We start from the raw sequence: 13,412 nt of genomic DNA on the forward strand, positions 1-13,412 counted from the left end.
TAGGTTTACTGTGTGAAGATGTCAGCGTGCGGATATTATTTTTCTGCTACGGGAATACCTGTTGATATTGAGGCAAAGTTGCCTGAATCCAACAGTGCTGTTCCCAAAATGAGGAATAATATTGGGGGGGTATTGCATTTTAAAAAGGGGGGGATTTTTGGGTGGGAGGTGAAACCATCATTAAAATGCAGAATACAAGAAAATCCCGAAGAATTATTTTTGATTATTATCGGTGGATATCGATCTCAGAAATCAATGGAATGCTATTAATTTTTTCCGATAGTAAATGTTTTTTATCAGAAAATACGGATAATACTCTCTTCTTTTGAAAGCACCTCACTTCAATACCTTTATCTATTCTTTTCAACAACTTTTCCTGTAATCGATTTGATCGATACTGGTGCGTGAAACCATGGCATTTGCATTGCATATTAACATGGAGCGGTGTACCGGTTGTAACGCATGTGTGGTTGCATGTCCTGTCGATGCACTGGAGCTATTTACCATAGATCCGGTGACCGACGAGAAGATCTACCAGGTGAAGAATGGCAAGGCCATTGTTCTCGATGTAGATCACGAACTCTGCGCCGGGTGTGGCGTATGTGTTGAGGCATGTCCATTTAATGTGATACGGCTGGCAGGACCGTGGGATACGAAATCCAAATCCCTGGCAGAAGGTATGGAGTGAGGTTTAAACATGGATACATTCTTCCCGAAATTCTCCAAAAAGAGAGAAGGCGTTAACGTAATTATGGAGCAGAAGCTCCTCACGAGCGTTAGCAACCTGATCCTGAACGGACAGACATGTACCGGATGCGGAATCTGTGCAGAATCCTGTCCGGAGGAAGCAATCAGTCTTGGACTGGTAGGTGCTGTTCGTCGTGGTGTAGTTGACTATGCAGAACCCGTGAACATTGATGAAAAGAAGTGCTCATATTGTGGTGTCTGTGTAGTGATGTGCCCGTTCAACTCCCTGACTCTCAAAGTTGACGGCGAGGAAGCTCTTCCGATTGTCGAACGTGAAGGGTTCCCTGAATATGATATGGTCACAAAGATTGACCAGGACAAGTGCGTAAAATGTACTATCTGTGAGGACGTCTGTCCCCCCGAGATGCCATCAGCCGTGAAGTCCCTGCATTTGAGGGTACGGTCGAGGGAGCACTTGAGAAGCAGACAGTAATCGCAGGAAAGACCACTTTCACTGTTGATGATGAAAAGTGCACTCGCTGTGGTATCTGTTCAGAGCTCTGTCCGGCAATCGATGTAAAGCGCAAACCATTCTCCGCAGAGTTCGGAGCAATTGTGGGCGATGTCGTCTGGGACGAGAAACAGTGTGACGCTTGCCAGGTCTGTGTCGAAGCATGCCCTGAAGAGGCAATCACCGTCGAGAGGGCAGTTGAATCAGCAAAACTCAGTGGCAAGGTCGAAATCCTTGAAGAGAACTGCTGCACCTGTACCTGGTGTGAAATCAACTGTCCGGCCGAGGCAATCACTGTTGAGAAGATCTTTGAAGGTGACATTGAATTCAATGCAGATAAATGCTGCCGGGTGTTCCACCTGTGTTGAGGTCTGTCCCGCAAATGCAATCTACCTCCCTACCCCCCCGAAGGCTGCAAAAGACCTGAAGGGCGAAAATGAACCGGTAATTGCAGTCAATAAAGACTTCTGTATTCTCTGTGGTGCGTGTGTGAACGCATGTCCTGGTGAGGATATCATTACACTGACGCGGACTAATATCCGTGTGAAGGGTAAGGAGACGGATCTCTTCCTGAAAATCAAGGACAAACTCTGCACTCCGCGCACCTCTATGGTAAAAGAGGCCGCAAAGGACGAGGTTGAACTCAAGATGATGGAAACCGCGTGAGGAAAAGGAAATGGCAAGAGTAAAAGAATACGGCAATGCCGAACTGGAAGAGAAACTCAGAGATACGAATTATTATACAACTGATTCCAACCCTCAGTTTCTCGAAGATGTGAAGAAACTCAGTCGTACAGCTGCCAATATGTGCTACCAGTGCGGAACATGCACAGGTTCATGTCCGTCAGCACCCCCCCGCAGTTCATATCGGATTCGTCTCTTCATGAGGAAGGGAGTACTTGGTCTCGAGCAGGAAGCACTCAACGATCCTGATCTGTGGCTCTGTACCACCTGTTATTCATGTACAGACCGCTGTCCACGTGACCTTGCACCGACCGATGTAATCATGGCAATGAGGAACCTTGCGTTCAAAGTTGATATTGTGCCACGCAACTTCCTCAAGACCGTGCAGCTGATCTATAACACCGGACATGGTGTGCCCAATAATGATGTCAACAGAGCAGCCCGGGTAAAACTCGGTCTGCCGGCAGATCCGCCAACGACACACAGTTATCCTGAATTTATTCCGGGAATTCAGAAGATCATGGATTTCTATAAGATGAAAGAGAATGCAGACCGGATTCTCGCTGAGGAGAGTAAGTAAATGTCTGGAAATATGAAACAGTATGCATTCTTCCTTGGCTGTATTGCACCAAACCGCTACCCTGGATGTGAGGCAGCAGCAATTAAAACAAGTGAAAAACTGGGTATTGAACTTCTGCCGCTGAAGGGTGCAAGCTGCTGTCCTGCACCTGGTGCATTTGGCGCCATTGACCTGAAGGTCTGGTACGCACTTGCAGCACGTAACCTCGTGCTTGCAGAAGAGATGAACATGGATATCACACTCATCTGTAATGGGTGTTACAAGTCTATCTGGGAAGTTAACCACATCCTTAAGCACAACGATGAACTCCGTGATGGTGTGAACGAAGTGCTTGCGGAAGTTGATATGGAATTCAAGGGTTCCATTGATGTCTGGCACCTGATTGAACTCTATTATGATGAGAAAATCTGCGGTGTTGAGAAGGTTCGTGCGAGTGTTACCCGTCCGCTTTCCGGAACAAAGATTGCACCACACTATGGGTGCCACCTGCTTAAGCCAAAGAAAGAACGCCACTTCGGTGACACAGAGAACCCCCCCATGTGGTTTGAGGAGCTCATCGATGCACTGGGAGCAGAATCCGTTCAGTACCGCAACAAAATGCAGTGCTGTGGTGCCGGTGGTGGTGTCCGTGGATTTGATCTGACTCACTCACTGGATATCACCAATGAGAAGCTGATCAATGTACAGGAAGTCGGAGCTGACGCAATCACTGAATTCTGTCCGTTCTGCCAGCTTCAGTACGACCGGGGTCAGGTTGAAATTCAGGAGAAATTCGGTCAGGCATATAACCTTCCGGTTCTTCACTACAACGAACTCCTTGGTCTTGCACAAGGTATGACTCCACAGGAGCTTGCTCTTGATCTACACGCTGTTGACTGTAAACCATTCCTGGAGAAGATTCTTTGAGAGGTGAAATAAATGGCTGAAACAAAAGAAGAATCACGAATAGGTGTGTTTATCTGTCACTGCGGTACAAACATCGCGGGTTCCCTCTCTATTGAAGAGGTCAAAAATTACGCAATGACCCTTGATGGCGTCATTGTCGCAGATGAATACCAGTACATGTGTTCAACTCCGGGACAATCGAAGATCATCGACGCAATCAAAGAACACAACCTGAACGGTATTGTCGTTGCAGCGTGTTCACCACGTCTTCATGAGCCAACGTTCCGTACCGCAACAGAGGAAGGCGGACTGAATAAGTTCCGGTTCGAGATGGCAAACATCCGTGACCAGAACTCCTGGGTGCACATGCACGACTGGGAAGGCGCAACCGAAAAAGCAAAGGATCAGGTCCTCATTGCTGTGGCAAAGGCCCGGATGCTTGAAGACCTCCAGCCGAAGAGTGTGCCGGTAGAACATTCCGCACTTGTCCTTGGTGGCGGTGTCGGAGGTATGCAGGCTGCACTTGACCTTGCAAGCGCAGGCATTAAGACCTACCTTGTTGAGAAGGCCCCCCCCACCGTCGGTGGACGCATGTCCCAGCTGGACAAGACCTTCCCGACACTGGACTGCTCACAGTGCATCCTGACACCAAAGATGGTGGATGTCGGTCGTCACCCCCCCAACATTGAACTCAAAACCTATACGGAAGTTGAGAAAGTAGAGGGCTACATCGGTAACTTTACGATCACGCTCCGCAAGAAAGGACGTGGTGTTCTTGACCCAACCGAAGCATTGGAACGCGGCATTGTCGGCGGCGGCTGTAACGGCTGTGGTGACTGTGCTGAAGTCTGTCCGGTCATTAAGCCAAACCCCCCCTTCGAGATGGGTATGGCACCAAGGAAGGCAATCTACATCTATCACCCGCAGGTAATGCCCCCCCTGCAGTACACCATTGACTTCGACTCATGCGTGAAGTGTGGTCTCTGTGTTGAGGCATGTGGGCCAGAGAAGCGTGCGATTGACCTTGACAGTGTCGACACCTTTGAAGAGATCAGAGTCGGTACCTGTATTCTTGCTATCGGGTATGATTACATCCCGATCGAACAGAAGATGGAATGGGGATACAAGCAGTTTGACAATGTCATCACCGGTCTTGAATTCGAGCGCCTGATCTGTGCATCCGGTCCAACCGGTGGTCACCTGATCCGTCCGTCTGACGGCCAGACCCCGATGAAAGTCGGATTTGTGCTTTGTGCAGGTTCCCGTGACAACACCGGCGGCGTGAACAAACCGTACTGTTCCCGTTTCTGCTGTATGTATTCACTCAAGCACGCCCACCAGATCATGGAAAAGATCCCCGGTGCAGTGCCTTACATCTTCTATATGGATATTCGTTCCTTTGGAAAGATGTACGAGGAGTTCTACTACCGTATCCAGAACGAGGGTGCAAAGTTCATCCGCGGTCGTGTGGCAAACATTCTGGAAGATCCGATCACAAAGAACCTTATCGTCAACGCGGAAGATACCCTGCTTGGCAGACCTGTCAGTATGGAAATGGACATGGTTGTCCTTGCTGCAGCAGTGCAGCCCAAACCTGAAGCTGAGAAGATTCGCCAGATGTTCGGTGTCTCCAAGTCACAGGACGGCTGGTTGCTTGAAGCACACCCGAAACTCAACCCATGTGGCACCACCACTGCAGGTATCTACCTTGCCGGTGTCTGCCAGGGACCAAAGGATATTCCTGACACCGTCGCACAGGCAGAGGGTGCCGCATCCGCAGCATCGATTCCCATCCACACCGGTGAAGTGCAGCTTGAGCCGTACTTTGCACAGTGCATGGACGAAATCTGTGCAGGCTGTGGTATGTGTCTTCAGCAGTGCCCATATGGTGCACTGGACCTTGTTGAGAAGAACGGCCGCACCGTGATGGAAGTGACCGAAGCAAAGTGTAAGGGTTGCGGTACCTGCGGAGGATTCTGTCCGGGTGGTGCAATTAAGATGCAGCACTTCACATCACCACAGATCTGTGCTCAGATAGACGCATTCCTTTTGAAAGGAGAGGATAACTAATGACAGATGAGACCTGGAACCCAAAAATTATTGCAATCATCTGTAACTGGTGTTCATACGCAGGTGCAGACCTTGCTGGTGGTGCCCGTATTCAGTATCCACCTGATGTCCGTGCCATCCGTGTGATGTGCACCGGCCGTGTTGATCCGCTCTTCATTATGAAGGCGTTTCAGGATGGTGCCGATGGAATGCTGATCTCAGGGTGCCACTTCGGTGACTGCCACTACCTTGAGGGCAACTACAAGTGTGCAAAACGTATGTTCCTTGTAAAGAACCTCCTGAAGAATATCGGTCTTGATGACAACCGTCTGAGAATGACCTTCGTCTCTGCATCCGAGGGTGCAAAGTGGGGAGCAGTCATGGAAGATGTTGTCAAAACGGTCAAAGAACTTGGCCCAAGCCCGATCAAGAAGTACGAGAGATAACTGAATCGGAGATGAAGGTGTGGCAGCTATTCAGATAAACCTGATTTCAGGTAGGACGATCCAGCAGGGCGTCTCGATGGAAGGCGGCAAGGAAAAGCTTGCCTATCGAGATGCCTGTGGGATCCTTGAACTCGATGACGCCGAGTTTAAGCGTCTCGGGTGCTTTAAAAACACGAATGTTCGTGTTTCAAGTGAATTTGGGAGTGTTGTGGTCAAGGCAATTGGCGCAACCCAGGGTCCGCACCCCGGACTTGGGTGGATCCCTATGGGACCATGGGCCAATGCAGTTGTTGACCCCAACACCTACTCCACCGGGATGCCAACGTTCAAGGGTACTCCAGTGACCGTCGAGGTCGCTGAGGAAGAGACAGTCCTTGACGCCATCGCTCTGATCACAGAGGAGTGCTTATAGGCGGTGTAAAAGATGACAAAAATAATAACAGATGTCGTCTGCCCGTTCTGCGGGACGCTCTGCGATGATCTTGAGGTCGCTGTCTCCGATGACGGAGAGGAGATCCTCGAGGTGTACAATGCCTGCGCTATCGGAGCAACAAAGTTTCTCCATTCCCAGGCAAAGGATCGTATCACCCGCCCACGGATGAAGCAGGAAGACGGCTCCTGGAAAGAAGTAACATATGATGATGCGGTTGACTATACCGCAAACCTGCTCGTAGATGCCAAAAAGCCGTTAATGTACGGCTGGTCATCTACCAGCTGTCCTGCACAGGGCGTTGGATCCGAGATCGGTGAAGAAGTATGTGCATGCATGGACAACACTGCAACAGTATGTCACGGTTCAACCCTGATTGCTGTGCAGGATGTTGGTGTACCGTCAGCAACCCTTGGTGAGATTGCAAACCGTGCAGACCGTGTGGTCTTCTGGGGGGGATGCAACCCGGCACATGCTCACCCCCGTCACATGTCGCGGTACTCCATATTCCCTCGTGGTTTCTTTACCGGCAAGGGTTCAAAGTCAAGAAAGATGATCGTGGTTGATCCGCGTAAGACCGACACCGCCAAGATGGCAGATGTCCATCTGCAGCTTGAGCAGGGCCGTGACTATGAGCTCCTGAGCGCTATCCGGGTCGCCATCCGTGGCGAGGAACTTCCGGATTTCGTTGCAGGCATTCCCAAAGAAGAGATCTACGAGACTGCGGAGACGCTTAAGTCCGGTCGGTTTACGGTGATCTTCTTCGGTATGGGTGTGACCCATTCACTGGGAAAGAACCATAACATCGACATTGCAATCATGGTCACCCGTGATCTCAATGACTATACGAAAGCAGCCATCGTTGCGATGCGGGGGGGCCATTACAATGTGACCGGCTCCGGACAGGTCTGGGGGGGATGGCAGTTCGGGTTCCCGTTCTGTCTTGACCTGACCCGTGGGTTTGCCCGGTATAACCCCGGCGATTCGTCATCCAACGATCTGCTTGTCCGTGACGAGGTGGATGCAGTCTTTGTACTTGGGTCTGACCCCCCCGGTGCACATTTCCCGGTTCGTTCCGTGAAGAAGATTGCACAGCTTCCGTCTGTCTGTATTGACCCACATATCACCCCCCCGACATCTGCAGTCTCAAAGATGCATGTGCCGGTGGCATTTGTGGGTGTTGAAGTCGGCGGATGTGCATATCGTATGGACAATGTCCCGATTGAGACCCGAAAGGTTGTTGAACCTCCGGAAGGAATGCTCACCGATGAGGAGTTCCTGCAGAAGGTCCTCGACCGTGTACGGGAACTGAAGGGGGGGCAGCATAATCATGACAGAGTATCTCATCAAAAATGGTTTTGTCTTCGACTGTTCAGGGGGGGATTAACGGAGACAAAGTGGATGTCGCTATCAAAGACGGCAAGATCGTCGATGCAGGCGATGTCACAAAGCCGACCGTCATTGATGCCACTGGCATGACCGTAATGGCAGCAGGTGTTGACGTACACGCACACGTCGCAGGTCCTAAGGTGAATACGGGCCGGAATTTCCGTCCGGAAGACAAGTTATTCAATACCACGGCAGGCAGCGGTCTAAAGCGCATGGAGGGCGGTTTTTCCGTCCCTACCGTTCTCAGGACGGCATACCTGTATGCACGTATGGGATTCGGTTTCTCCATGGAGGCAGCGATGCCGCCTCTGTATGCACGCCATACTCATGAGGAAATCCGTGACACCCCCCCAATCATCGATCAGGGAGCGCTCCCGGTCTTTGGCAACAACTGGTTTGTCCTTGAGTATCTCAAGGAGAATGAGATTGAGAACACCGCGGCATACATTGCCTGGCTTCTCAACCAGACCAAGGGATTCGGCATTAAGTGTGTGAATCCCGGTGGTACCGAGTCCTGGGGCTGGGGAATGAACTGTGAGACCGTCGATGACGTGGTCCCGTACTTTGACGTGACCCCCCCGCGGCAGATTGTCTCCGGCCTCATTGCCGCAAACGAGTACCTCGGCCTTCCGCACTGCATGCACGTGCATGGCAACAGTCTGGGTGAACCCGGCAACTACGAGATCACCCTTGACACGCTGAAGATTGCAGAGGACTTCAAGCCACAGAACGACTTCGGTCGTGAAGTTGTGCTGCATAACACTCACCTGCAGTTCCACTGCTATGGCGGTGAGAGCTATGCGTCCAAGTCCTTTGAGTCCAAGTCCAAGGAAGTTGTTAACTACATCAACTCCGTTGACAACATCAGTTATGACCTTGGTGTCGTAACCCTTGACGAGACCACCACGATGACAGCAGACGGTCCGTTCGAGCACCACCTCTCCCACATGAACAACCTCAAGTGGGCAAATACCGATGTGGAGCTTGAGACCGGATCCGGTATTGTTCCGTTCATCTACAACCCGAAGACGTTCATCGCCGGTGCCCAGTGGGCAGTCGGTCTTGAATGCGGTCTCTTCATCAAGGACCCGATGCGTGCATACATCACCACCGATGCACCCAATGCAGGACCACTGTGCCGCTACCCACGTGTCTACAAGTGGCTCATGAGTGCAAAGGCACGTGATGACATGCTTGACAACACGCTCAAATACGGTGACAAGATCCGTGAGCGGTGTTACATCGGTGAACTGGACCGCGAAATATCCCTCTACGAACTTGCCATGATGACCCGTGCAGGACCGGCAAAGACCCTCGGTCTTTCCCACATGTTCGGTTCACTCAAACCAGGTCTTGAGGGTGATGTCGCAGTTTATCCGTACAACCCCGAGACGGACACTGATGACCCTGAGAAGATTGAGTATGCATTCGGTAATGCAGCCTATCTCATCAAGGGTGGCAAATTGATCGTGAACGAGGGCGAGATCGTTGACATGGGCAACAAGCGTACCTTCTGGGTCAATGCCACGGTCAATGACAACCCGATGGTTGAGCGTGATATTTCAGAGAAGTTCCGCCGGTATTACACGGTGACACAGAACAACTATACGGTTGAGGGAGAGCACTATGTCCGCAATCCGTATGTCATCGAGGTCGATGCAACAAAGTGAGGTGAAGGAGATATGGCAAAAGTAATTCTTACCCAACCAGACCCCCCACACTCTTCCTTGAGGCAGAGAACATCACACCCGATGTTTTTGCAGGGAAGAATGCAGCGGAGATCGCAGCACTGCACGGATTTGTCGGCAAGACCACCGTCACCCTTGGTGACTACTTCACTGTCAAGGGTGAGGGTGGCGCAACTGCAGCCGACACCACGGTTGTCGTCAATGGTGACGTCAGTCGTGTGAAATACATTGGCATGAAAATGTCCGCAGGCGAGGTTATCGTCAACGGCAATGCAGACATGTATGTCGGCGGCTGGATGACCGGCGGCAAAATCACTGTTAACGGTGACATCGAAGCATTCGCAGGGCTTGGCATGACCGGCGGAGAACTGATTGTCAACGGAAACGCAGGCAATTATCTCGGCGCAGCATACCGTGGCGACTGGCGTGGTATGCAGGGCGGAGAAATCCGTGTGAGCGGCAACGCTGGCAGTGATGTCGGTACGTTCATGCGTGGCGGTACCATTGTCGTCGGTGGCAACATCGATGTGCATGTCGGCACCCACATGGAAGGCGGCACGATCATCGTCAAGGGCGATGCAAAGAGTCGTGTCGGCGGACAGATGGTGAAAGGAACGATTTACGTTTATGGTGACATTGACGTAATGATGCCAGGGTTCCAGTACCGCAATGACGCTGACCTTGAAGTAGATGGCGAGGAAGGCCACTTTGCTCTGTATGAGGGAGACATGGGCGAACGTCACCCCCCCAAGCGCAAGGGTGTCGTCACCTACGGTCAGCTTTATATGAAATACTAACTCTTTTTTTTCCTGTGTTACTTTGGTGACACCGTTTCACCGTGAATTTGTATGGTGTTCATCCCGAACCTGTGCCGCAGATGCATCTTCTGCCGGGGATTCGTGTGGAAACTGTCGGGTCAGGTGCTCTCATTGTCTTCGAGTTGATCTGAAATGATGAACCTGTTCACAACTCACGAGAATTGGAATTATTCAGTCTCATCATTTTGTAAAATATGATTTGCCCGCTTTATTTCCCGGGCGTTCAGGGTATCTGAAGAGTATTGTGTGTGGGGGGGATGGGGGGGTTCAGGAGGGACAGTCCCTCCTGATTGAGGGATTCTGCAGATCCAGACTCTTTTTTTATCCGAAAATATTGAAGATCTGATCATCTCCGGTATTGGAGAGGCGCTTTCGTTCTGTGGGTTCTTCAACGAGTGCGAGAATGGGTAAATCCATATTGACGCCCGGTACAAATCCGAACATCCTTTCCATCTCCACCTGCATGGCATGCATGAAGAGTGAATTCGGGATGTCCATGGCGCAGAGTTCTTCGCACTGCCCACAGTTGATGCAGGAGTCGGATATGTGACTGAACCGGATGAGGTGGAACATAAAGGGTGGGTTCACTTCACCGGGTGTGACCAGGTGCGACTTTTTGGTGGAGCATTCCACGCAGTAGCAGATGGGGCAGTTGTCGATGCACTGGTAGCACTTGATGCAGCGTGAGGTCTTGTCGATAATATACTTCAGACGGTCTTCACTGTCACCGAGTTTTCCAAACTGTTCCGCACGGCATCTGTCACCGAGTTTGAGCATGGCATTCTCTACTTTTCCACGGATGACAAGTCCCTGGGGTACAGGTGCACAGGTGCTAAGTGCACTGCTCTTCGCAGCGGCATCGAGGAGGGCAGCGCCTTTTTCACTGCATACTTCGACAAAGGTGGCTTTTCCTGCTTTTTCTCCGATGACTCCCCAGTTTCCGCATGCAAGGTCACACTGGCGAGGTATCTTTGTCTTGCAACGCTGGCAGTTTGGCCGACGGCCGTATCCCTCTTCTTCCAGTTCATCGATTTTGATGCCCGTGTGTTCGTGGTCTTCGGTGACGATGATGAACTGACCCTTGTCGATCTCTTCTTTGATGACCGCGTCAGGATCGGTCTCAAACTTCTCTGCAATCATCCTGCGTGCCTGTACCGGGCTCACGGAACCACCACAGTTGAGGCCGATCATGTAGATATTATCCAGATTGATCTGGTTTCTCTTGGCGAGCTCGTACATCGCTTTTGCATCACAGCCCTTCAGGGTCACGGCAATTTTTATGTCATTTGCACCATTGAAGTATTTTTTAATGAGTTTGGGAAGCAGCAGGGTGCCGCAGTGAAGCGATCCTGCCGTCTCGTCGATCTCTGCCGGGTCGGTGATGAATGCAGGTACGGCGTCATAGAGGTCAACTCCCTTCTTTACGGCAAGAACACCATCAACCATTCCGCTCTCCAGTGCATATTTCAGCAGTGCTGAGACAGCACCTCCGCACTCTCCTCTCTCCGCCATTCCGGCATCAGATGCCCAGGCGTAGACAAAGTCTCCTTTTGCTGACATTCAGGCCACCTCCTCAATACGCACCGCACAGTTTTTTCGTCTGCCGGTTACCGTACAGGCACAGATATCACCCATCCGCATTGCAGGAATTATTGCGGTCCCTGAGGCAATGCCGTCCATTATTTTTACGGTTGCTGTCATGGTGCCGATACCTGAGGTGATGGAAATATTCCTGCCGTCCAATACCTCATATGTATGGGCATCTTCCCTGCTGATGCCGACCCATATGCCGGGGACTTCCTGCACCAGTGTCGGGCAGTTCTTTGAGAATGTGCCTGCAGTGCCAAACCCATGCCAGATGTCGGGGACCATCGAAAGGATAAGCGGGAATCCGTCGCTAATCTTCACTGTTGCAGGTCTGGGTCCGAGAGTAACAGAGGCCTTCCGGGGTGTGATGAGGAATCCGTCTTTTTCAAGCGCTGCATAGGTCAGGCCATCGTATCCTTTGACATTCGCTGTGATGTCGGTAAAGACTGCCGCGGGTGTTTCATATCCCAGACTGGTTCCCATGGCAGAAGCGATGTCTGCGACAATTCTCCAGTGGGGGGGTTTTGTGCCTTCCGGGGGGGTTCCTGTGCCCGGTGCAAACGCTGGACACGGCGTTCGGCATTGGTGACGGTGCCTTCGGTTTCGGCAAAGACTGCTGCCGGCAGGACAACGTCGGCATTCTGTGCGGTTACGGTGAGGAAGGCATCCTGGACGACGACGAAGTCAGCCGCAACCGCTCCCATCTCCTCGCCCATGATATACCATGCCCTGATCTTCTCGTTGGTGAGGACGGTGCTGATGGGTGTGGAGGCGCCGATATCGAGTGCGCCCCCGTCCATTGCTCTGTGCCGGGAATGCAAAGAATGTGGCTCCTTTTGCCTCGGCTATCTCCAGTGCGGCTGCAGCGATTGATGTCTCTGCATCTCCTGCAGTGATGCCGAAGAGGACGTAGGATTTCTCACCCTCAATGAATTCAGCAGCTCTTGCAACAGCTTTACGCTCATTGCCCGGGACGGCCTGAATAAATTCGTTTGCCAGTCTGGCAGTCGGACTTAGATAGGTATCCACAACTGTTACTTTGGCTCCATTGTCCCTTGCATTTGCAACCCTGCGTGCCGCAAGGGGATGGGAGAGTGCGAGGTTTCCGACTACAACGATGCAGTCCGCATCGGCAATGTCAGAGATACTCCCTGCAGAGGCATCAATGCCCACTGCTGCGGGGATGTGAAATTATCTGTTTCCAGTATTTCTGCAAGGCGTTTCAGGGCATAGATATCCTCATTGGTGGCATGTGCAGATGCAATAACCGCAATCTCCGGGCCTGCGTATTCTTTGTATTTCATGGTGATACAGGCACGTGCCTCTTCCCAGCTGCATTCGGTGAGTACTCCGTCTTTTCGGATAAGTGGGGGGGAGTATATGCGCTCTTTCCCTGACAGCATCTCGTATGCATAGTGCCCCCCCTTTGGGCATGTCTTGCCGTCATTTACCGGTGACCGGTGATACGGCCCTTCTGCCATAACTGCTCCATCCCGGACTGCGAGATTGAATGAGCATCCGGTCGAACAGAATGGGCATACTGTTGAAACGTAACTAAAATTCATATCTTTCCATTAATTCAGTCAGAATGTCAACTATTTTAATTGGCCTCTCTGTTCTCTGATAATTGACGATTATTGGTGGATATTGGCTGCATT

The 13,412-nt window shown here is 51.3% G+C and carries 14 protein-coding genes and 2 pseudogenes; 11 read left to right on the plus strand and 5 right to left on the minus strand.

All coding sequences use genetic code 11. The features are described from left to right. Positions 1–18: 18 nt before the first annotated feature. The 11 genes and pseudogenes from JCM10550_RS17910 to JCM10550_RS01650 form a co-directional block, all read left to right on the plus strand. Positions 19–270 (plus strand): hypothetical protein, encoded by a 252-nt coding sequence (locus JCM10550_RS17910; protein WP_157199828.1) that lies wholly within the window; start codon positions 19–21, stop codon positions 268–270. A gap of 142 nt (positions 271–412) precedes the next feature. Further along, positions 413–688 (plus strand): 4Fe-4S binding protein, encoded by a 276-nt coding sequence (locus JCM10550_RS01605; protein WP_062396478.1) that lies wholly within the window; start codon positions 413–415, stop codon positions 686–688. Between the two features lie 9 nt (positions 689–697). Beyond that, positions 698–1,864: pseudogene (locus JCM10550_RS01610) on the plus strand (4Fe-4S binding protein). 10 nt (positions 1,865–1,874) lie between these two features. After that, positions 1,875–2,462 (plus strand): CoB--CoM heterodisulfide reductase subunit C, encoded by a 588-nt coding sequence (gene hdrC / locus JCM10550_RS01615; RefSeq protein WP_062396479.1) that lies wholly within the window; start codon positions 1,875–1,877, stop codon positions 2,460–2,462. A gap of 12 nt (positions 2,463–2,474) precedes the next feature. Continuing rightward, positions 2,475–3,368 carry a CoB--CoM heterodisulfide reductase subunit B gene (gene hdrB, locus JCM10550_RS01620; RefSeq protein WP_172673726.1) on the plus strand — a complete coding sequence of 298 codons (894 nt, stop codon included), beginning with the start codon at positions 2,475–2,477 and terminating at the stop codon, positions 3,366–3,368. A 12-nt stretch (positions 3,369–3,380) separates the two neighbouring features. Beyond that, entirely contained in the window at positions 3,381–5,417 is a 2,037-nt protein-coding gene (locus JCM10550_RS01625) for a CoB--CoM heterodisulfide reductase iron-sulfur subunit A family protein (protein ID WP_062396481.1), read from the plus strand. Continuing rightward, a complete protein-coding gene (locus JCM10550_RS01630; RefSeq protein WP_062396482.1) occupies positions 5,417–5,842 on the plus strand; it encodes a hydrogenase iron-sulfur subunit in 426 nt (141 codons plus the stop codon). The genes JCM10550_RS01625 and JCM10550_RS01630 overlap by 1 nt, the downstream gene beginning before the upstream one ends. 19 nt (positions 5,843–5,861) lie before the next feature. After that, positions 5,862–6,254 carry a molybdopterin dinucleotide binding domain-containing protein gene (locus JCM10550_RS01635; protein WP_083475216.1) on the plus strand — a complete coding sequence of 131 codons (393 nt, stop codon included), beginning with the start codon at positions 5,862–5,864 and terminating at the stop codon, positions 6,252–6,254. A gap of 12 nt (positions 6,255–6,266) precedes the next feature. Beyond that, positions 6,267–7,751, plus strand: coding sequence for a formylmethanofuran dehydrogenase subunit B (locus tag JCM10550_RS01640; protein WP_245618595.1), 1,485 nt, complete (start codon positions 6,267–6,269; stop codon positions 7,749–7,751). Then, the gene (locus JCM10550_RS01645) at positions 7,670–9,331 is read left to right on the plus strand and encodes a formylmethanofuran dehydrogenase subunit A (protein ID WP_245618596.1); all 1,662 of its coding nucleotides are present in this window, start codon (positions 7,670–7,672) and stop codon (positions 9,329–9,331) included. The genes JCM10550_RS01640 and JCM10550_RS01645 overlap by 82 nt, the downstream gene beginning before the upstream one ends. 44 nt (positions 9,332–9,375) lie before the next feature. After that, a pseudogene (locus JCM10550_RS01650) lies at positions 9,376–10,146 on the plus strand (formylmethanofuran dehydrogenase subunit C); the annotation flags it as partial. A gap of 342 nt (positions 10,147–10,488) precedes the next feature. On the opposite strand, the gene JCM10550_RS01655 reads toward JCM10550_RS01650, so the two are convergent. The 5 genes from JCM10550_RS01655 to JCM10550_RS01670 are packed head-to-tail and all read right to left on the minus strand — an operon-like array spanning position 10,489 to position 13,319. Further along, a complete protein-coding gene (locus JCM10550_RS01655) occupies positions 10,489–11,727 on the minus strand; it encodes a Coenzyme F420 hydrogenase/dehydrogenase, beta subunit C-terminal domain (RefSeq protein ID WP_062396485.1) in 1,239 nt (412 codons plus the stop codon). Beyond that, positions 11,728–12,237, minus strand: a complete 510-nt coding sequence (locus JCM10550_RS01660) for a molybdopterin dinucleotide binding domain-containing protein (protein ID WP_083475217.1) — start codon at positions 12,235–12,237, stop codon at positions 11,728–11,730. After that, on the minus strand, positions 12,156–12,458 hold the full coding sequence (locus JCM10550_RS01665; RefSeq protein ID WP_245618597.1) for a molybdopterin-dependent oxidoreductase: 303 nt from the start codon (positions 12,456–12,458) through the stop codon (positions 12,156–12,158). Before JCM10550_RS01665 ends, JCM10550_RS01660 begins: the two co-directional genes overlap by 82 nt. Next, positions 12,439–12,927, minus strand: a complete 489-nt coding sequence (locus JCM10550_RS17915) for a hypothetical protein (RefSeq protein ID WP_157199829.1) — start codon at positions 12,925–12,927, stop codon at positions 12,439–12,441. The genes JCM10550_RS01665 and JCM10550_RS17915 overlap by 20 nt, the downstream gene beginning before the upstream one ends. Further along, positions 12,864–13,319, minus strand: a complete 456-nt coding sequence (locus tag JCM10550_RS01670; protein WP_083475218.1) for a molybdopterin-dependent oxidoreductase — start codon at positions 13,317–13,319, stop codon at positions 12,864–12,866. Before JCM10550_RS01670 ends, JCM10550_RS17915 begins: the two co-directional genes overlap by 64 nt. Between the last annotated feature and the right edge of the window lie 93 nt (positions 13,320–13,412).

It is taken from the genome of Methanogenium cariaci JCM 10550, from assembly GCF_001315945.1.
Lineage (GTDB): Archaea > Halobacteriota > Methanomicrobia > Methanomicrobiales > Methanomicrobiaceae > Methanogenium > Methanogenium cariaci.